The organism is Micromonospora sp. WMMC273 (genome assembly GCF_027460285.1).
GTDB lineage: Bacteria > Actinomycetota > Actinomycetes > Mycobacteriales > Micromonosporaceae > Micromonospora > Micromonospora aurantiaca.
In genome coordinates this window covers 5,651,837-5,670,220 of the sequence record NZ_JAPZBE010000001.1, presented here as the reverse complement: position 1 = coordinate 5,670,220, position 18,384 = coordinate 5,651,837, and the positions used below count along the sequence as shown (strand labels likewise).

Below are 18,384 nucleotides of genomic sequence, written 5' to 3'. Positions count from 1 at the left end.
ACCGGGCGGCGACGACGGGACGCGCGACGCGCGTCAGTCGTGCCCTCCGGGCCAGGGACCGTGTTCCCGGCAGCCGTCGCCGAGCAGCCACGACGTCATCGTGGTGGCGTATCGCAGCGACATCGACGGCTCCTGGAACGGTGGTTGACCTTGCGCGCTCACGGTAGATCGATCCGGGAGTCGTGGCCAACGTATTTCGATCCGTCGTCGGCGGGCCGCCGCTGCCGTCCGGCCCGCCCGGCACGTCTCGCGGCGGTGAGCGGTCTGTCGATCCGGGCGGTCATCTGCACCACCAGCTCGCTGTCCAGCAGCGGGCGGTTCACCTCGGCCGCCACCGACAGCGTGGGCGTGGAGATCGACCGCCAGATCGCGGTGAGGCCCGCGCCGAGGCCGACGAGCGCCACCGCAGCCCGGGTGGTGGGGGAGCCGGCCGCAGCGGCGGCGCTGACCCCCACGACCGCGAGCAGCACCACCAGCAGTGGTGCCAGCACCGGCCAGAAGATGCCGCGGGCCGCCTGCGCCACCAGCTTCCGGTCCCGGATGACGACGTTGCGGGCGATCACCGCCCAGTTCTCCTCGTCCAGCAGGTCGCGCGGGTACAGGCCGCCGGTCAGCACGTCCTGCCACAGGTCGCCCTGGTTGCGCAGCTCGCGGGCCAGCTCCGCGAGCCCGGCCTCGCCCGGGTCACCCACCGTGGCGCGGCCGACAGCAGTGGCCCAGGCGGCGAGCGAGCGGCGCACCACGGCGGCCGAGTACGGCGGCAGCACGCTCGCCAGCTCGTCCAGCCACCTGCTGATCTGGAGTTGTCGGCCACCGAAGCGCGCGGCCAGTTGGTCGGCGTCGCCACGTCGCACGGTGTCGGCGAGCGAGCGCCCCAGCCGGTACGCCACACCCACCCGGTGGTTCGTCGCCATCGTCCAGCGCAGCACGTCGATGTTGAGGTCGTCGAGCGCGCGCAGCAGCGGCTCCCGGTCGGTGCCGGTGGCGCGGCGCGCGGCGGCGGTGGACGGCACGGTACGGCCGGCAGGGGTCAGTGGCGCGATCTGCGCCAGCGCCACGTCCACGCCGTCCAGATACATGCCGAGCCGGTGCCGTCCGGCCAGCTCGGTCAGGTTCGACAACTTCGGCGGTGCGGCCACCGGCCGGTTCCCGCCGTCGGTCAGGTCGGCGGTCTGCGCGTGGTGGTAGGCGTCCGCCATCGACCAGCCGAGTCGCAGCGCGGTGACCACCGCGGTCCGTTCGTCCCGCGGTGTCCCGTGCTCCTCGTCGCGCCGCTCCCGTGTCGCGGTGCTCACCGCCCGACCTCCCGTGTCACCGGATCAGTCGAGCGTAGAGCCGTTTTTGGCCGCTTACGGGCGTTTTGCGGGGGTGCGACCGGCCAGCAGACCGCGTGGACGGATCGACCGGACCGGCTCGGCCGCCGCCCCCTCGGCCCGCAGGATGTGGTTCGCCGCGATGATCCCGGTGGCTGCCGACCGTTCCATCAACGCACTCGGGAACTCCGTGCGGATGCCGTCCCCGGCCAGGTAGAGGCCCGGCGCGTCGGTCTCCACCCCGGGACGCCAGGCGTGGCTACCCGGCGTGAACGCCGGCGCCTGTGCCTCGACCCGGGCGCGCAGCTCGCGTACCCGCAGGCCGGCCACCTCCGGCCAGAGCGCGGTCAGCTCCCGCAGCATCCGCGCGGCCAGCTCGTCGGCCGGCACGTCCGGCTCGCAGGCGTACGCGTGCAGCTCCACCACCGAGCCGCCGGTCTGCTCGGCCCAGCGGCGGGGCTCGTCCTCCAGCCGGTGGTAGAGCGTCACCGAGTCCAGCGTGGGCTGCCGGGAGACGCCGCTGAACACCGCCCGGTCCGCCCGGACGTCCCCGTCCATCCAGTAGCGCGCCACCGCGTACGGCGGCCCGGGCGTGCCGAACGCGGGCATCCGCGCCACCAGCTCGGGTGCCGCCGCGACCAGGCCGGGGGAGGCGCCGACCAGCGCGGCGAGCGCGGGCGGATCCACCGCGAGCACCACGTGCGACGCCTCCCAGACGTCACCGTCGGCGCCGGTCACCCGCCACCCCGCCGGGGTACGGTCCAGCCGGGCCGCCGCCGAGCCGGTCGTGACCCGGCCGCCGTGCTTCTCCACGTACCGGGTCAGCGGCTCCCAGATCGCGGTGCCGTAGTCCCGATCAGGGCAGTCGAAGGCCAGTCCCTCCGGGTTGCCGAGCAGGTAGAAGTGGAACTGCGCGATCATCTCGGCGGCCGACATCTCCGCCTCGTGGTTGAAGAACGAGTGGGAGAAGACCTCGAACAGCATGGCCCGCGCTCGGTCCGGCAGCCGCAGCGAGGTGAGCAGCTCGTCGGCGGTCCGCTCGTCGAACTCCTCGTAGGTGCGTACCGGGTCGTAGGTGAGCAGCGGCAGCGCCGCGTCCCGATCCATCGTGCGCAGGTCCGCCAGGCGCAGGCTCGGGCTGCGCAGCAGCAGCGCCAGCAGGTTCGCCGGCGGCGCGGGCGGCAGCTTGCCGAACTCCTCCGTGGGCCACTGCTCGGACAGGATCGGGTAGCCCGGGATCGGCTTGAGGAAGCCCAGCGCCGGATCGACGCGGCGCAGGATCGACCGCCAGTTCCAGTACTGCCGGAAGAACGCGTGGAAGCCGTGCTCGTTGCGCTGGACGCCGTCGGACAACTCCTCCGGCCAGGCGCCGAGCCGTCCGCCGAGGTGCGGCGCCGCCTCCAGCACCGTCACCGCCACGCCGCGCTCGGCCAGCACCACAGCCGCCGACATGCCGGCGATGCCGCCGCCGACCACCAGCGCCGGGACCGGTCGCGGCACGCGGTCGGCGCCACCGCCGCCCGGGTCCACCAGGTGCTCGCGTACGCCGATCAGACGACCTACCACTTGCGACAGACTCACGGGCCATCCTCCAGTCGGCGGTGCTCACAGTCTGCCGGTCGGGTGGGCAACCCGCTGGGTACGCGTCGACGGGGCGTTCACGGCAGGCAGCGGCGGGGGCGGTCCGACGGGGGCCAGACGTACTCCAGATCGGGGGAGACGTCGGTGAACAACCGTGCATAGTGGGCGGGGTCCTTGCGCAGCAGCGACGAGCGGTGGCTGCGGTGCAGGTCGTCGCGGCCCAGCCAGGGCGGCAGCTCACCCGCGGCGGCCAGCTCGTCCTGGGTACGGATCAGCGGGATGCCGCAGGCGGCGGCGAGATCGGTGGCGAGCGTCCCGGCGCAGGTGTCGGCCCGGCCCGGCTCGCACCACACCGCGCACATGTCCAGCCCGTACCGGGTCAGCGCCTCCTCGTACCCGGCCCACATCTTCACCGCGGGGTGGTTGCGCCAGCCGTAGTCCGGCCGGGTCAGCCCGCGCAGCACCTGGATCGTCTCCACCCGCTGCTTGCCCAGCCGCTTCTGGTCCAGCGTGCGCGCGCTGGCCAGGAAGTCCGGATACGGCAGGAACGTCTGCATGCCGGTGCTCTACCCGTACCCGCCCCCGCCATGCGTCCATGATCGCCGGGGCTGCGCACATCGCGAGCGGCTGACTACGATCCGGACATGGCCGAGCCTCTGCGCGACCGCGCGCGCCGCGCGACCGGCTGGCGGCTCCGGATGAACGGTGACGAACGCCCACACTACGTGGTCTGCGGCTCCGACCCGCTCGCCTACTGGGTGGTCCGGTCGCTGCTCGCGACCGACAACGCCGACGGCCGGGTGCGGGTGACGCTCGTGGTGCCTGGTCGCCGCCGGTCCGAGGGCCCCGACGGCCGCGACGTGCCCGGGGTACGGGTGGTGACTGCCGAACGGCTCGACGAGGCCGCGTTCCGCCGGGCCGGGCTGGCCGGGGCGGCCGGGCTGGCCCTGTTGCACCAGGACGACGTGGGGAACATGCACGCCGCGCTCTGCGCCCAGGAGGTCGAGTCGCGGCTGCGCCTTGTGGTGCGGATGTTCAACACCAACCTGGCGGACGGGCTGCGGCAGCTCTTCCCCGACTCGGCGGTGCTCTCCGACGCCTCGATGGCCGCACCCGCCTTCGTGGCCGCCGCGCTGGGTGAGGTGGCGCCGACCCACTTCCGGCACGCGGGGCGCACGCTCTACGTGGCCCGCCGCGACGACGTACCCCAGCAGGACGTGGTCTGCGGCCTGGCCGTCACCACGGATCCGGACCTGGTCCGGGTGCTGCCCGCTGACGAGGCGGCGGCCGACGTGGTGCTGGCCGAGGCGACCGGGCGGCCGGCGGGCACCGAGGTCGCCGCGCGGCGGCTGGTCCGGGCGCGGCGGCGCCGGCAGCCGGTGGCGGTGCTGCTGCGCGCGGTCCGCCACTTCGCCACCCGCAAGATCGGCATCGCGGTGCTGGTGCTGCTCGGGGTGATCGCGGCGCTGGGCTGGCTGAACGCGCGGGCCGCCGACGTGAGCTGGAGCGAGGCGATCTACCTGACGCTGGTCACCACGCTCACCGGCCAGGATCCGGACGTCGGCAAGCCGGTAGCGGCGCAGGTGATGCAGGTGGTGCTCAACCTGGCCGGGCTGGCGCTGATCCCGCTGATCACGGCCGCGGTGGTCGACGGCATCGTCAACGCCCGGCTGGCGTTGCACGCGGGCCGGGTCCAGCCGGACCGCTCCGGGCATGTGGTGATGGTCGGGCTGGGCAACATCGGCACCCGGGTGATGGCGCAGTTGCACGACTTCGGCGTCGAGGTGGTGGCGATCGACAAGAACCCGGACGCGCGCGGCGCCGCGCTGGCGCGCCGGCTGGGGGTGCCACTGATCGTGGGCGACGCGGGCCGGGAGGAGACGCTCCGGTCCGCCTCGGTGGACACCTGCCAGGCGCTCGTGGTGGTGTCCACCGACGACGGGACGAACCTGCGGGCCGCGCTGATCGCCCGGTCCCTCGACCCGGACCTGCGCGTGGTGCTGCGGCTGTTCGACGGTGACTTCGCCGAGCGGATCCAGCAGGCGTTCGGCATCGGCATCTCGCGCAGCGTGTCCTATCTGGCCGCGCCGGCGTTCGCGGCGGCCCTGCTGGATCGCGCGGTGGTCGCCACCATCCCGGTCGACCGGCACGCGCTGCTGGTCACGGAGGTGCCGGTGGTGGCCGGTTCGCCGCTGGACGGCCGTCCGCTGAGCGCGGTGGCCAGGCCGGGCGAGGTACGCCTGCTCGCGCACACCCGGCCGAGCCAGAAGGCCGACTGGTCGGCCGACCCGCGTGTGGTGATCCAGGCCGGTGACCGGCTCACGGTGGTGGCCCGGCGGGCCGGGCTGACCGCGCTGCTCCGGGAGACCACGCCCGCGCCGCCGCCGGCGCCCACCGGCCCGCCCGTCGCGCGCCGCCCGCAGGAGTGACCGGCCGCGTCAGGCGGGTCGCCCACGGCGGCGGACGGCGTATCCGAGCGCGCCGAGCGCGAGCACGCCGAACCCGGCGAGCACGCTCGGCAGTGGCAGGTTGACCACCAGCACCAGGCAGCCGACGAGCCCGAGCGCGGCGAGCAGCCGTACCGGGACGCGCCGGTCCGGGTCCGGGCCGAGCGTCAGCGCCGACGCGTTGGTGATCGCGTAGTAGATCAGCACCGTGCAGCTGGAGAAGCCGATAGCGCCCCGGATGTCGCCCACTGTCACCACGGCGATCACCACGGCGGCCACCGCCAGTTCGGCGCGGTGCGGCACCCGGTGGCGCGGATGGACCGCCGCCAGCGCGCCCGGCAGGTCCCGACGGCGGGCCATCGCCAGCGTGGTCCGGCCGACGCCCGCCAGCAGCGACAGCAGCACCCCGGTCACCGCGACTGCCGCACCGGCCCGGACCAGCCAGGCCAGGCCCGGGTGCCCGGCGGCGGTCACCACCTCGACCAGTGGCGCGTCGGTGGACGCCAGCCGGTCGGAGCCGAGCACCCCGAGCGCGACCACCGCCAGCGTCAGGTAGATCGCCAGCACCGCGCCGAGCGCCAGCGGCACCGCCCGGGGGACGGTGCGCTCCGGGTCGCGTACCTCCTCGCCGAGCGTGGCGATCCGCGCGTACCCGGCGAAGGCGAAGAACAGCAGGCCGGCGGCGGTCAGCACGCCGCCCGCGCCGATGCCCGCCGGTGCGGTGAGCCGGTCGGCGGCGACCTGCGGCGCGCCGGTCGCCGCGACCACGGCGAGCACCGTGAGCACCACCGCGACGAGGACCCGGGTGGCGGTGGCGGTCTTGCCGATCCCGCGCAGGTTCACCGCCGTCACCGCCACCACCGCGAGGACCGCGACGAGCCGCGCCCGCCCCGGCCACAGGTACGCCCCGACGGTCAGCGCCATCGCCGCGCAGCTCGCCGTCTTGCCGACCACGAACCCCCAGCCGGCCAGGAAACCGGCGAACGGGTGCAGGCGCTCCCGGCCGTAGACGTAGGTGCCGCCGGACTCGGGGTAGCGGGCGGCGAGCCGGGCCGAGCTGGTCGCGTTGCAGTAGGCGATGAAGCCCGCGACCGCCAGCGCGACCAGCAGGCCCGCACCGCCCGCCGCAGCCGCGGCCGGTGCGAAGACCACGAAGACACCCGCGCCGAGCATCGAGCCCAGACCGACGACCACCGCATCGGGTACGCCGAGTCGCCGCGCCAGTTGTTCCACACCGGCAGCCTAGGGTGCTCAGGTGAACGGTAGGTGCCCAGCGACCGGAAATTGACGAAAATGATTTGTGTAATTTAACCGGTGCTCAGCGGTGGCTGATTGCGGAGGGTCTGGGTAGAGTCGTTTACGCAGGTCAAGTGCTTTGCGAATGTTCCGCGCCGATTATCCGATGGCGATGATCAGATTTTTTCTGCGCCGATCGGGCGATGGTGCCCGCGATTCGGCACAAGCAATTTCCGGAACGTCTTCTCCGCGAACGCGGGAGGTACCGCACATGACGCTCTTCGGCTGGGACGCCAGTGACTACGACGTCGACCGGGGGTTGACGGCCGATCGGATCCGGGAGGCCCGCGCCGCGGGCATCGACTTCATGACCTACAAGGGCACCGAGCAGTCGCGCGACGGCACGTTCCACAGCCAGTACTACGGGGTGATGCTCACCGCCGCGAAGGACGCGGGCATCCCGTTCCTGGGCATGTACGTGGTGGTGCACTCCGACGTCTCCATCGAGGACCAGGCCACCACCGCCATCGACTACGCCGACAAGCACACCCCCTGGTGGCGCACCTACGACGGGTTCTTCTGGCAGATCGACCTGGAGCGCTGGCCGACCGACGACGTGCCCCCGCGCATCGGCGTCGACGTGGGTGAGGAACTGGAGGAGCGCACCGGCAAGGTGGCGGTGATGTACGCCTCGCGCGGTGAGTACGGCGACGACGACCTGGGCGACTTCCCGCGCTGGAACGCGGACTACCCGTACCGGGTGGCCGAGGACTTCAAGGCCGCGTACACGCGGGCCGGCGGGGACTCCGGGCCGGGTTGGTCCCGCTACGGCAAGCCGGCGGAGACGCCGCGCATCTGGCAGTTCACCGATTCGGCGATCATCGGCCGCCAGCACACCTGCGACGCGGACGCGTTCCGCGGCACCACCGACGACTTCGCGAAGATGATCGGGGAGAAGACGTCCACGACGACGAAACGGGACGTGATCGCCACCTTCCACAGCACCGCGCACGCCGGCGACACGCTCGACACCACTGACGTCTTCCACGCCATCCGCTGGGCCACCGGCCTCTACCACTGGACCGTGCCGGAGACCGGGCTGGTGAGCATCCAGGCGACAGTCGACCTGCGCGGGCTGCGGCGCGACGACCTGGTCCGGATCCGCGCCGAGTACACCCGGCCCGGAGACTCGGAGAACGACACCCCGCTGCTACGGCAGGAGCGGGTGTCGGTCGACCCGGAGACCACCGGCGGGGTGTTCGTGGTGAGCACCCCGGACGAACGGGTCGAGCTGCCGAAGGGCACCCAGATCCGCATCCAGGTGGCGGTGCGGCCGGCGGACGGCGACCACCGCCGCAAGCTCACCTACAGCACCCGTACCCGGATCAGCATCGTGGAGATCCGGCCGGCCGGCTGAGCGCCGCGTCCGCCCGTCACCGCGTTCCGGAGGTGGCGGCCGGCGCGGACCAGGCGACCGGCCGTCCCCGGTCGCCGAGGCGACGCGGCAGCGGCAGGTCGTCCCAGGGCACCCGGTGCAGCAGGCGGTCCAGCAGCAGGCCGAGCAGCAGCCCGGCGACGGAGTCGGTCAGCCAGTGCCAGCCCAGGTAGACGGTGGTGCAGAAGACCACCGCCGGGGGCACCACCCGGACCGCGGTGACCAGCCCGGCCGGGACGGTACGGCCGAGCGTGCGCACGAGCGGGGCCAGCAGCAGCGCCAGGACGCCGTACCAGACGATCGAGTTGGCGACGTGCCCGGACGGGTACGACTGCGCGAAACGCACCGGCAGGTCGTGCTGGAACAGCGGCAGCGTCTGCTCGGGCGACAGGAACGGCTCCTTGACCGAGGCGCTCGGCGCCGGCCGGGCCGTCCACACCTTCAGCGGGCCGACCGTGAAGAACGTGAGCACGAAACCGGCCACCGGCGGCAGCAGTGGCCGTACCGAGCGCAGCCGCCACGCCAGCAGGACGCCCAGCCCGGCCGCGAGCAGCGTCAGCGGCGTGCCCTGGCCGAGCAGGTTCAGCGTCATCGCCACCCAGCGGGCGGCCGCCGGGCGGTTCTCGTCGGACCAGTCGGCGACCGCCCGGTCGAGGCCGAACAGGTGGCCGGAGGCGAGCGCGACGGTCAGCGCCACCACTGCCGCGAGCAGCAGCCCGTCGAACCACCACCCGGCCGGCCGGACCGGCCGCAGCCGCAGGTCACCGCGTACCCCCGAGGTCTGACGCACGCGACCACGCTACCGGCCGCGCGCGGCGGCCGGGCGGCGCGGGCATCGGCGGCTGTGTGCCCAGCCACGAAGGGAAGCGCGGCGCGGGGGTCAGCGGTCACACTGGTTGCCGTGCGGATCACCTCGGCTCTCGTCGACCCGGCGCTGCTCGACCTCCCCTGGTCGACCCCGCTGGAGCAGTGGCCTGCCGAGCACCTGGTGGCGCTGCCGCAGGGCATCTCCCGGCACATCGTGCGATTCGTCCGGCTCGGCGGGTACGTCTACGCGGTGAAGGAGACCGGCGAGCGGGTCGCCGAGCGCGAGTACGACCTGCTGCGGGCGCTGGAGCGGATCGACTTCCCGTCGGTCGAGGCGATCGCGATCGTGGCCGACCGGCAGACCGACGACGGCGAGCCGCTGGACCCGGTGCTGATCACCCGGCACCTCCAGTTCTCGCTGCCCTACCGGGCGCTGTTCTCCAACACGCTGCGCCCGGAGACGATGAACCGGCTGCTGGACGCGCTGGCCGCGCTGATCGTGCGGATGCACCTGACCGGCTTCTTCTGGGGCGACTGCTCGCTGTCCAACACGCTGTTCCGGCGGGACGCGGGCGCGTTCGCCGCCTACCTGGTCGACGCCGAGACCGGGGCGCTGTACCCGTCGCTGTCAAACGGCCAGCGCGGCGAGGACCTGGAGATCGCCCGGGTCAACATCTTCGGCGAGGCGCTCGACCTCCAGGCCGCCGGACTGCTGCACGAGTCGATCGACCCGGAGGTGGTCTGCGAGGAGGTCGTGCGGCGCTACGAGCGGCTCTGGCACGAGATCACCTACGAGCAGCAGGTCGAGCGCTCGGCCCGGCACGACATCGAGCGCCGTATCCGCCGCCTCAACGAACTGGGCTTCGACGTGGCCGAGGTGGCCATGTCGACAGTCGACAACGGGCGCTACCTGGTCCGGCCGAAGGTGGTCGACGCCGGCTACCACACCCGGCGGCTGCTGCGCCTGACCGGCCTGGACGCGGAGGAGAACCAGGCCCGCAGGCTCCTCAACGACCTGGACGCCTACCGGCTGGAGAGCGACCTGACCGACGAGCAGCAGGCGGCGCACCGCTGGCTGACCGAGGTCTTCGAGCCGGTGGTCCGGGCGGTGCCCGCGCACCTGCGCCGCAAGCTGGAGCCGCAGGAGCTGTTCGCCCAGATCATCGAGCACAAGTGGCTGCTCTCCGAGCAGGCCGGGCGGGACGTCGGGATGCGCCGGGCGGTGCAGTCGTACCTCGCCGACGTGCTGGTGCACCGCCCGGACGAGCAGGCGGTGCTCGGCGTCGAGGTGCCCACGGTCTGACGCCCGGGCGGATCACTCCACCCAGTCGCCGCCGCGCATCACCCGCACCACGTTCAGGTCGTCGTCCAGCATCACCAGGTCGGCGCGCAGCCCGGCGACGAGCGCGCCCACCCGGTCGCCCAGGCCGATCGCGCGGGCCGGGGTGGTGGCGACCATCCGGCAGGCGTCCGGCAGGGCCACGCCCGCGCCGACCGCGTGCCGCAGCGCCGCGTCCATGGTGAGCGTGCTGCCGGCGATCGCGCCGTCGCGGCTGAGCCGGGCCACCCCGCCGGACACGGTGACCGCCTGGCCACCGAGCTCGTACTCGCCGTCGGGCATGCCGGCGGCGGCCATCGCGTCGGTGATCAGCGCGGCCCGCTCCGGGCCGGCCACCGAGGTGGCGAAGCCGAGCATGCCGTCGTGCAGGTGCACGCCGTCGGCGACCAGCTCGCACACCACGTTCGGGGCCTCCAGCAGCGCCACCACCGGGCCGGGCTCGCGGTGGTGCACCGGGCGCATCCCGTTGAACAGGTGGGTGCCGACGCTCGCGCCCGCGGCCACCGCCGCCCGGGTCTGCTCCCAGGTGGCGTCGGTGTGCCCGACCGCCGCGACCACGCCGTGCGACACCAGCAGCTCGATCGCCTTGGTGGCGCCGTCGCGCTCGGGAGCGATGGTGACCATGCGGACGGCGCCGCCGCCCAGCTCGATCAGCTCGGTCAGCTCGCCGGTCGACGGGTCGCGCAGGAACTCCGGATTCTGCGCGCCGCAGCGGTCGGCGGACAGGTACGGGCCCTCGAAGTGGACGCCCGCGAGCACGCCGGACTCCACCAGTGGGCGGTAGGCGGCGGTCGCGTCGCGCATCAGCTCGAACGGGGAACTGACCAGGCTCGCCAGCAGCGTGGTGGTGCCGTGCCCGAGGTGGAACGCGGCGGCCTGCCGCGCCGACTCCGCGTCGCCGGTGGTGAACGTGTGGCCGCCGCCGCCGTGGGTGTGCATGTCCACGAAACCCGGCACGATCCAGTGCCCGTCGCGCACCGACGGATACTCGGCCACAGCGGTGATCCGCCCGTCCGCGATCTCCACGCAACCCTGCCGGATGACGCCGGTCGGGGTCACCACCTTGCCGGTCACGCGCCGGGTCATCGACTCTCCTTCGCCAGGGTGTCCAGGGCCAGCAGGGCGGCGCCCAGGCAGCCGGCCTCGTCACCGAGGCCGGCCGCGACCAGGCGCGGCTCGCGGTGGAACGTCAGCCGCTCACGTAACGCCGTCCGCAGCGGGTCGAACAGCCGGGGACCGGCCTGCGCCAGCCCGCCGCCGAGCACCACCGTCGAGACATCGTAGAGCGCCTGCCCGGTGGCGAGTCCGTCGGCGAGCGCCTCGACCGCCTCCTGCCACACCTCCACGGCGAGCGGCTCACCGGCCGCCGCGCGGTCGGCCACCTGGGCGGCGGTGGTGGGCGCACCGGACAGCTCGGCGTACCGGCGCCCGATCGCCGACGCCGACGACACCGCCTCCAGGCAGCCGGTCCGCCCGCATCCGCAGCGCGGGCCGCCGGGGCGGACCAGGATGTGGCCGATCTCCCCGGCGGCGCCGTGCGCGCCGGTGGTGGCCGACCCGTCGACCACGTGGGCGGCGGCGATGCCGGTGCCGATCGCGACGAACAGCACGTGGCCGCCGTCCCGCCCGGCGCCGAGCCGGGCCTCGGCCAGGCCGCCCGCGCGCACGTCGTGGCCGAGCGCCGCCGGCAGTCCCAGCCGCGTGCCCGCCAGTTCCCGCAGGGGTACGTCCCGGAAGCCCACGTTCGCCGACCAGACCGCGACGCCGCGCGCCTCGTCGACCACCCCGGGTACGGCGATGCCGCAGGCCACCGGCGTACGGCCGTCGGCGCGGGCCTTGCCGGCCAGCCCCTCGGCCACGTCGAGGATCGTGCCGACCACCGCCTCCGGGCCGCGCTGGGCGCCGGTGGCGTGCCGTTCGGTGTGCACAGTCGTGCCGTCCGGCCGGACCAGGGCGCACTTCATCCCGGTGCCGCCCACGTCCAGCGCGACGACGACCTCGTCGCCTGTGCTCACGCCGTGGGCTCGCTTCGCTCGCTCACGCTGTGCCGGCTGGGCATGCGCTCACGGCCCTCGCTTCGCTCGGTGCGTTCGCTCATGCTGTGCTGGCTGGGCATGCGCTCACGGCCCTCGCTTCGCTCGGTGCGTTCGCTCATGCTGTGCTGGCTGGGCATGCGCTCACGGCCCTCGCTTCGCTCGGTGCGTTCGCTCATGCCAGGACCACGGACCGAGTCAGGTGACGCGGCGCGTCCGGGTCGAGACCGCGGCTGGTGGCGAGCGCGACCGCGAAGCGCTGGGCCAGGATCAGGTCGGCCATCGGGTCGACCGGGTTGCGGCCAGCCGACCAGCTCGTCAGCACCGTGCGCCAGCCGTGCGTGCGGCTGTGCACGAACGCGGCGCCGGTCGCGGCCACGTCCTCGGACAGGCCGTCCGGGATCTCGCCGAGCGCCCAGACCAGCCGGCCGGGCGCGGCGACCGAGATCGGGCCGTGCCGGTAGTCCATCGCCGGGTACGCCTCGGCCCAGAACGTGGCCGCCTCGCGGCACTTCAGCGCGGCCTCCTGGGCCAGCCCGACGGTCCAGCCGCGACCGAGGAAGGTGACCTGCTCGATGCCGGCCGGGTCGATCGGCAGCGGGGCGCGTACGGCGACCTCGGCGTCGGCGGCCAGCCGTCCGAGGTCCTCGCCGAGGTGGGCGCGCAGCAGCGCGAGCGCGGTGGTGGCGAAGCGGGTCTGCACCACCGACCGCTCGTCGGCGAAGGGCAGCGCGACTGTGGCGTCGGCGAGCGTGACGGCGGCCGAGTCCGGGTCGCCGACCAGGACCGTGGTGGGGATCCGTCCGCGCAGCGCGGTGAGCAGGTCGAGCACCTCGGTGGTGGTGCCGGAGCGGGTGATCGCGATGAGCCGGTCGTACCGGCGGCCGGCCGGGAACTCGCTGGCCTGGAAGGCGTCGGTCTCGCCCTGGCCGACGGACTCGCGCAGCCCGGCGTACGCCATCGCCATGAACCACGACGTGCCGCAACCGACCACGGCGACCCGCTCGCCGGGGCGCGGCAGGTGCTCGGCGACGGTCGGGGCGAGCCGCGCCGCCTCCCGCCAGCAGTCGGGCTGGCTCGCGATCTCCGCGTGCACGTACGCCATGACAACTCCTCCCCAGGGGAGACCTTGCGCAATACGGCGCGATACGGCCGCCTTTCGCGCGTCATTCTGCGCGAAACCTGGTGGTCGTGGCAACCGTCTCCCCGTTCGCGCAGCGCAGGGTTTTGCGCGGACCCAGTTTCGCGCACTAGTGTGCACGCAACCGATCACCGTTCACGCACAGTCTGGGGAGGGCCCCGCGGTGGACCGCTACGCGCGCTGGAACGCGCTGCTGGAGATGCTGACCGACAGCGGCCGGGTCAGCGTCGAGGAGGCGGCCGGGCGGCTCGACGTCTCCCAGGCCACCATCCGGCGCGACTTCGACCAGCTCGCCCAGCAGCAGATGATCACCCGTACCCGGGGTGGCGCGGTCGCCAACGGTGTCTCCTACGACCTGCCGCTGCGCTACAAGACCGCGAAGCACTCGGCCGAGAAGCAGCGGATCGGCACCGCCGCCGCCGCACTCGTGTCGCCGGGCACCGTGGTCGGTCTCAACGGCGGCACCACGAGCACCGAGGTGGCGCGGGCGCTGGCGGTCCGCCCTGATCTCAACACCAGCGCCGAGGGCGCCCAGCTCACAGTGGTCACGAACGCGCTGAACATCGCCAACGAACTGCTGGTGCGCTCGCGGATGAAGGTGGTGGTGGCCGGCGGCGTGGTCCGGCCGAAGTCGTTCGAGCTGGTCGGCCCGCTCGGCGGGGCGCTGCTGCGCGAGGTCACGCTGGACGTGGCGCTGCTCGGCGTGGACGCGATCGACCCGCAGCTCGGCGCCGCCGCGCACCACGAGGGCGAGGCGGCCATGAACAGCCTCATGGTGGCCCGGGCCAAGCGGGTCGTCGTGATAGCCGACTCGTCGAAGCTGGGTGGGCACGCGTTCGCCCGGATCTGCCCGGTGGACCGGATCGAGACGCTGGTGACCGACTCCGGCGCGGCCCCCGATGTGGTGGCGGCGTTCCGCGACGCGGGCGTGCACGTCGTCTGCGCCTGACCTCTCCCGACACACCGACACTGCATACCGGGTATTGCCTTCGGGTGCATACCGCGTATGGTGTCGCTGACGCCTACTTATCGGGGGAGGTCAGCTGTGTCGGCTGTCCTGGAGATCGAAGGTCTCCGCAAGACGTACCGGAGCCGGAAACGCGGGGTTCGCCACGCGCTCGACGGCTTCGACATGCGAGTGGAAGCCGGCCAGGTGCACGGCTTCCTCGGCCCGAACGGTTCGGGCAAGACCACCACGCTGCGGACGCTGCTCGGCCTGATCAAGCCGAACGGCGGCCGGATGGCCATCCTCGGCCAGGAGCTGCCGCACGCGCTGCCGGCGGTCGCCGGGCAGGTCGGCGCCATCGTGGAGAGTCCGCAGTTCTTCCCGCACTTCACCGCGCGGGACACGCTCGGCCTGCTCGCCCAGGCCGGTGAGCTGCCCAAGCAGCGCGTGGACGAGGTGCTGGAGCTGGTCGGGCTGCGCGACCGGGCCGGCGAGCGGGTCAAGACCTACTCGCTCGGCATGAAGCAGCGCCTTGCTGTCGCCTCCGCGCTGCTCAAGAACCCCAAGCTGCTGATCCTCGACGAGCCGGCGAACGGCCTCGACCCGGGCGGCATCCGGGAGATGCGCGGGCTGATGCGGGAGCTGTCCGAGGCCGGGATGACAGTGGTGCTCTCCAGCCACATCCTGGGCGAGATCCAGCTCATCTGCGACTCGGTCACCATCATCTCGCTCGGCCGCCGGGTCGCGTTCGGGCCGGTCGACCAGGTGCTCGCGGCCCACTCCCAGGGCGCCGTGCGGGTACGCCTGGAGGCGGTCGACGACCTGCCCCAGGCCGCCGACGCGCTCACCCGGGCCGGGGTCCAGGTGGCCGCCGAGCCGGACCACCTGATGCTGTCCGGCGTGGACAAGCCGGCCACCGTCAGCCGCCTGCTCGCCGAGCAGGGCCTGTACGTCAGCGAGCTCACCCCGGTCGCTGTCGACCTGGAGAGCGTCTTCCTCGAACTGACCGCCACCGCGCCGGTCCCCGGCCAGCACCGTCAGGTCGATCAGTCCGCCAAGGTCGACCAGACCGGCACCGCAGGAGGTTGGGGCGCATGAGCCTGTTCGTCACCGAGCTGCGCCGGCTCGGCAAGCGCCGGGTGACCCGGCTGATGCTCGTGCTGCTGGTGCTCGGCCTGGCCACCGTCGCGACCGCGTTCAGCTTCTCCAGCGAGAAGCTCTCGCCCGCCGCCGTGGCCGAGGCCGAGGCCAAGGCGAACAACGACTACCAGTCCGCGATGACGGACTGGAAGCGCACCGTCGCGGAGTGCGAGGCGGCCCAGGCGCGCGGCGAGAAGACCGAGGAGCGGTACGGCCCGAACTGCGGCAAGGACTACCAGCCGCAGCCCGACATGTTCGAGGCGAAGTGGTACCTGCCGTACCAGTTCGACTTCCGGGCCGAGTTCCCCCTGTTCATCGCCGTGTTCGCCGCCTCCGTGGCGCTGTTCGGCTTCATCGTCGGTGCCTCCTTCGTGGGTGCCGAGTGGAACACCGGCGGAATGATGAACCTGCTGCTCTGGCGGCCGAAGCGGCTGACCGTGCTGGGCACGAAGCTGGCCGCCCTGCTCACCACCGTCTTCGGCCTGACCGTGGTGCTCGGCGCGCTCTGGACGGCGGCGTTCTGGCTGATCGCCGGCCAGCGCGGCAGCACCGCGAAGATGACCGCCGGAGTGTGGCAGTCGATCGGCCTGGACGGGCTGCGGGCGCTGGGGATGACGCTGCTCGTGGCGGCGGTCGGGTTCGCGCTGGCCTCGCTCGGCCGGCACACGGCGATGGCGCTCGGCGCGGCGGTGGGCATCTTCGCGGTGAGCGAGATCGGCATCCGGATCGCGGTGGCGGTGCTCGGCGTCCAGTTCGGTGACCGGTACGTGCTGTCCACGTATGCCCAGTCGTGGTTCCTGAAGCAGGCGGAACTGTTCGACTACGACACCTGCCAGTTCTCCCAGGGCGCCTGCGAGCCTGCGACGTACGTGGTCACCTGGCAGCAGTCGGCCCTGGTGTTCGGCGTGGCCCTGGTGGGTGCGCTCGTGGCCGCGTTCTGGACGATGCGACGGCGGGACATCGCCTGACCTGGTCCGCGCCGCCGGCTCCCCCCGGCGGCGCGGACCCCGCGTCCGATGCGGCCGAGGGCGGCCCTGGTTACGCTGGGGCTTCCCCGGCCGGCGCGCTCCGCGTGCCGGTCACCCGCCGTCGGAGAGGAGCGTCATGTCCGCCGACGCCTCGCAGCGGGCTGCCGTCGACCGGTCCGGCCCGGCAGCGGGTACGCGCCACGCGGGCGGGACCGTTCCGCCGCCGCGCACCGCTCCGCCCGTCGAATCCACGGCACCCTCGGAGCCGTCGGAGTCCGCTCGGCCCGCCGAGCCCGCCGCCGCCGGGCCCGCCTCGCCGCCCGTCGAGTCCGCCGCGCCGGTCGAGCAGGCCGGTCCGGATGCGGCAGATGCGACCGGTGCGGGCACGACGCCCGCCGGCCTCACCGAGCGGGAGCAGCGGATCCTTGCCTTCGAGGCGCAGTGGTGGAAGCACGCCGGCGCCAAGGAGCAGGCCATCCGGGACACCTTCGGGCTCTCCGCGACCCGCTACTACCAACTCCTCAACGCCCTGCTCGACCACCCGGCCGCGCTCGCCGCCGAGCCGCTGCTGATCGGCCGGCTGCGCCGGCTGCGGTCGTCGCGCGCCCGCAACCGGCGTCGCTGACCGGCGTCACTTCTCGTACGTGCGCAGCCCGTTGCCGATGGCGAAGAACGTCGGCGCCCACTCGCCGATGAAGATGCCCCAGCGGTCCGCTCGCGCCACCCCGGCGCGCTCCATGTGCTTCGAGAGGAACCAGCTGGTGACCGAGAGGCCGATGCTGACGAATCCGGCGAGGTAGGCGTGCTCCGCCCGGATGCCACCTTCGTGCAACCGCTCCAACATGTCGTACCCCCTGTCACCGGGACCGACCCGGTCGCGTCCGACGCTACCGAAGGTCCGGAGAAGATGACGCACGGTTACCACGATCGGGGTCGGCGGCGGATGACCGGGCGCGGTCCGGGTAGGCGGTCGGCGACGACGAACGGAGGCCGACGATGGGGGCACCAGACCGCCGGTACGCGATCGGCAGCAGCCCGGCCCGTCCGGCCGCGCAGGCGCCGGTGATGCGGGTGCGTTCCGCCTCCGACCCGGCTCTCGGCCGGCCGGAGAACGAGGACGTGGTCTTCCGGTTCGGCCCGCTCGTCGGCGTCCTCGACGGGGCCACGGTGCCCGAGGGATTCGACACCGGCTGCGCGCACGGTCCCGCCTGGTACGTCCGGCACCTGGCCGCCCGGATCGGCCTGGCGGTCGCGGCCCGTCCCGCCGCCACGCTGATGAGCAGCCTCGCGGCGGCGATCCTCGCGGTACGGGCCGACCACGGCGGGATGTGCGACCTCGACCATCCGGGCACCCCGTCGTCCACCGTCTGCCTGCTCCGGCACAGCGGCGACCGGGTCGACCACCTGGTGCTCTGCGACAGCCCGCTGGTGCTCGACACCGACCGGGGGATCGAGGTGGTCACCGACGACCGGCTCGCGGACGCGGTGGCGGACCTGCGTCGCAGCGCCGCCGAGCTGCCCGACGGCGACACCGACCCGGCCACCCGGTTCCGGCGCGCCACGACCGTGCAGCGGGCCCGGATGAACCGCACCCACGGCTACTGGGCGGCGGCGAGCGACCCGGACGCCGCGTACCACGCGCTCACCGGGACGCTTCCGCTGCGCGGTCCGGGTGCGCTGCGGCGGGCCGCGCTGCTCAGCGACGGCGCCTCCTGCGCTGTCGACCAGTTCGGCCTGTTCGACTGGGCCGGGCTGCTGGAGGTGCTGACGGTGGAGGGCCCGGACGGGCTGATCGACCGGGTCCGGGTGGCCGAGCGGGACCATCCGGACCGGCTGCGGCGACGCAAGCGCACCGACGACGCGTCGGCGGTGCTCTGCGAGTTCGACAGTCGGCCGTGACCACGCTCACGCCGGAAGAACCGGTCGGATGACAACGCAGCGTGAGGCGGGAACACCCCGGGGGTACGACCGGACGAGGCGGTCGGCCATAGCGGCAAT

The 18,384-nt window shown here is 73.5% G+C and carries 18 protein-coding genes; 8 read left to right on the top strand and 10 right to left on the bottom strand.

Translation table 11 applies throughout. The annotated features are described in order from the left end of the window. Window positions 1-158 precede the first annotated feature (158 nt). The 3 genes from O7611_RS26345 to O7611_RS26335 form a co-directional block, all read right to left on the bottom strand. A complete protein-coding gene (locus tag O7611_RS26345) occupies window positions 159-1,295 on the bottom strand; it encodes a hypothetical protein (protein ID WP_269697746.1) in 1,137 nt (378 codons plus the stop codon). A gap of 54 nt (window positions 1,296-1,349) precedes the next feature. Further along, window positions 1,350-2,894, bottom strand: coding sequence for an FAD-dependent oxidoreductase (locus tag O7611_RS26340; RefSeq protein WP_269697745.1), 1,545 nt, complete (start codon window positions 2,892-2,894; stop codon window positions 1,350-1,352). Window positions 2,895-2,971: 77 nt separating this feature from the next. Beyond that, on the bottom strand, window positions 2,972-3,451 hold the full coding sequence (locus O7611_RS26335) for an MSMEG_6728 family protein (protein ID WP_269697744.1): 480 nt from the start codon (window positions 3,449-3,451) through the stop codon (window positions 2,972-2,974). An 87-nt stretch (window positions 3,452-3,538) separates the two neighbouring features. Here O7611_RS26335 and O7611_RS26330 point away from each other — a divergent pair, with 87 nt between their 5' ends. Further along, a complete protein-coding gene (locus tag O7611_RS26330; protein ID WP_269697743.1) occupies window positions 3,539-5,323 on the top strand; it encodes a potassium channel family protein in 1,785 nt (594 codons plus the stop codon). 9 nt (window positions 5,324-5,332) lie between these two features. On the opposite strand, the gene O7611_RS26325 is transcribed toward O7611_RS26330, so the two are convergent. Further along, the gene (locus O7611_RS26325; RefSeq protein ID WP_269697742.1) at window positions 5,333-6,574 is read right to left on the bottom strand and encodes an APC family permease; all 1,242 of its coding nucleotides are present in this window, start codon (window positions 6,572-6,574) and stop codon (window positions 5,333-5,335) included. 274 nt (window positions 6,575-6,848) lie between these two features. Here O7611_RS26325 and O7611_RS26320 point away from each other — a divergent pair, with 274 nt between their 5' ends. After that, complete coding sequence (locus tag O7611_RS26320; protein ID WP_269697741.1) at window positions 6,849-7,994, top strand: hypothetical protein; 1,146 nt, start codon at window positions 6,849-6,851, stop codon at window positions 7,992-7,994. A 16-nt stretch (window positions 7,995-8,010) separates the two neighbouring features. Here O7611_RS26320 and O7611_RS26315 read toward each other — a convergent pair whose 3' ends face one another. Next, entirely contained in the window at window positions 8,011-8,802 is a 792-nt protein-coding gene (locus O7611_RS26315) for a phosphatase PAP2 family protein (RefSeq protein ID WP_269697740.1), read from the bottom strand. A gap of 111 nt (window positions 8,803-8,913) precedes the next feature. On the opposite strand from O7611_RS26315, the gene O7611_RS26310 reads away from it, so the two are divergent. Further along, window positions 8,914-10,122, top strand: coding sequence for a DUF4032 domain-containing protein (locus O7611_RS26310; RefSeq protein ID WP_194801883.1), 1,209 nt, complete (start codon window positions 8,914-8,916; stop codon window positions 10,120-10,122). 12 nt (window positions 10,123-10,134) lie between these two features. Here O7611_RS26310 and nagA read toward each other — a convergent pair whose 3' ends face one another. Genes nagA through O7611_RS26290 form a run of 4 tightly spaced genes read right to left on the bottom strand, consistent with a single transcriptional unit; the run spans window position 10,135 to window position 13,296 of the window. Further along, window positions 10,135-11,244, bottom strand: a complete 1,110-nt coding sequence (gene nagA / locus O7611_RS26305) for an N-acetylglucosamine-6-phosphate deacetylase (RefSeq protein ID WP_269697739.1) — start codon at window positions 11,242-11,244, stop codon at window positions 10,135-10,137. Next, a complete protein-coding gene (locus O7611_RS26300) occupies window positions 11,241-12,173 on the bottom strand; it encodes an ROK family protein (RefSeq protein ID WP_194801881.1) in 933 nt (310 codons plus the stop codon). Before O7611_RS26300 ends, nagA begins: the two co-directional genes overlap by 4 nt. After that, window positions 12,170-12,370: a hypothetical protein gene (locus O7611_RS26295; RefSeq protein ID WP_194801880.1), complete on the bottom strand. Its 201-nt coding sequence runs from the start codon at window positions 12,368-12,370 to the stop codon at window positions 12,170-12,172. The genes O7611_RS26300 and O7611_RS26295 overlap by 4 nt, the downstream gene beginning before the upstream one ends. Further along, window positions 12,367-13,296: an SIS domain-containing protein gene (locus O7611_RS26290; RefSeq protein ID WP_194801879.1), complete on the bottom strand. Its 930-nt coding sequence runs from the start codon at window positions 13,294-13,296 to the stop codon at window positions 12,367-12,369. Before O7611_RS26290 ends, O7611_RS26295 begins: the two co-directional genes overlap by 4 nt. A gap of 199 nt (window positions 13,297-13,495) precedes the next feature. On the opposite strand from O7611_RS26290, the gene O7611_RS26285 reads away from it, so the two are divergent. The 4 genes from O7611_RS26285 to O7611_RS26270 all read left to right on the top strand — a co-directional run bounded on the left by O7611_RS26285 (window position 13,496) and on the right by O7611_RS26270 (window position 17,011). After that, window positions 13,496-14,281, top strand: a complete 786-nt coding sequence (locus tag O7611_RS26285; RefSeq protein WP_194801878.1) for a DeoR/GlpR family DNA-binding transcription regulator — start codon at window positions 13,496-13,498, stop codon at window positions 14,279-14,281. A 96-nt stretch (window positions 14,282-14,377) separates the two neighbouring features. Continuing rightward, window positions 14,378-15,376, top strand: coding sequence for an ATP-binding cassette domain-containing protein (locus O7611_RS26280; protein ID WP_262013303.1), 999 nt, complete (start codon window positions 14,378-14,380; stop codon window positions 15,374-15,376). Next, on the top strand, window positions 15,373-16,386 hold the full coding sequence (locus O7611_RS26275; protein WP_194801877.1) for an ABC transporter permease subunit: 1,014 nt from the start codon (window positions 15,373-15,375) through the stop codon (window positions 16,384-16,386). Before O7611_RS26280 ends, O7611_RS26275 begins: the two co-directional genes overlap by 4 nt. Before the next feature lie 136 nt (window positions 16,387-16,522). Further along, window positions 16,523-17,011 (top strand): DUF3263 domain-containing protein, encoded by a 489-nt coding sequence (locus tag O7611_RS26270; protein WP_194801876.1) that lies wholly within the window; start codon window positions 16,523-16,525, stop codon window positions 17,009-17,011. Between the two features lie 6 nt (window positions 17,012-17,017). On the opposite strand, the gene O7611_RS26265 is transcribed toward O7611_RS26270, so the two are convergent. Further along, entirely contained in the window at window positions 17,018-17,230 is a 213-nt protein-coding gene (locus tag O7611_RS26265) for a hypothetical protein (RefSeq protein WP_013288875.1), read from the bottom strand. A gap of 152 nt (window positions 17,231-17,382) precedes the next feature. On the opposite strand from O7611_RS26265, the gene O7611_RS26260 reads away from it, so the two are divergent. Further along, window positions 17,383-18,285 carry a hypothetical protein gene (locus O7611_RS26260; RefSeq protein WP_194801875.1) on the top strand — a complete coding sequence of 301 codons (903 nt, stop codon included), beginning with the start codon at window positions 17,383-17,385 and terminating at the stop codon, window positions 18,283-18,285. Window positions 18,286-18,384 lie beyond the last annotated feature (99 nt).

Bases quoted from the DNA above. Each gene is read 5' to 3' on its own strand.
- O7611_RS26320 (WP_269697741.1), top strand. From the start codon at position 6,849: ATGACGCTCTTCGGCTGGGACGCCAGTGACTACGACGTCGACCGGGGG.
- O7611_RS26330 (WP_269697743.1), top strand. From the start codon at position 3,539: ATGGCCGAGCCTCTGCGCGACCGCGCGCGCCGCGCGACCGGCTGGCGG.
- O7611_RS26335 (WP_269697744.1), bottom strand. From the start codon at position 3,451: ATGCAGACGTTCCTGCCGTATCCGGACTTCCTGGCCAGCGCGCGCACG.
- O7611_RS26260 (WP_194801875.1), top strand. From the start codon at position 17,383: ATGGGGGCACCAGACCGCCGGTACGCGATCGGCAGCAGCCCGGCCCGT.
- O7611_RS26265 (WP_013288875.1), bottom strand. From the start codon at position 17,230: ATGTTGGAGCGGTTGCACGAAGGTGGCATCCGGGCGGAGCACGCCTAC.
- O7611_RS26295 (WP_194801880.1), bottom strand. From the start codon at position 12,370: ATGAGCGAACGCACCGAGCGAAGCGAGGGCCGTGAGCGCATGCCCAGC.
- O7611_RS26270 (WP_194801876.1), top strand. From the start codon at position 16,523: ATGTCCGCCGACGCCTCGCAGCGGGCTGCCGTCGACCGGTCCGGCCCG.
- O7611_RS26275 (WP_194801877.1), top strand. From the start codon at position 15,373: ATGAGCCTGTTCGTCACCGAGCTGCGCCGGCTCGGCAAGCGCCGGGTG.
- nagA (WP_269697739.1), bottom strand. From the start codon at position 11,244: ATGACCCGGCGCGTGACCGGCAAGGTGGTGACCCCGACCGGCGTCATC.
- O7611_RS26290 (WP_194801879.1), bottom strand. From the start codon at position 13,296: ATGGCGTACGTGCACGCGGAGATCGCGAGCCAGCCCGACTGCTGGCGG.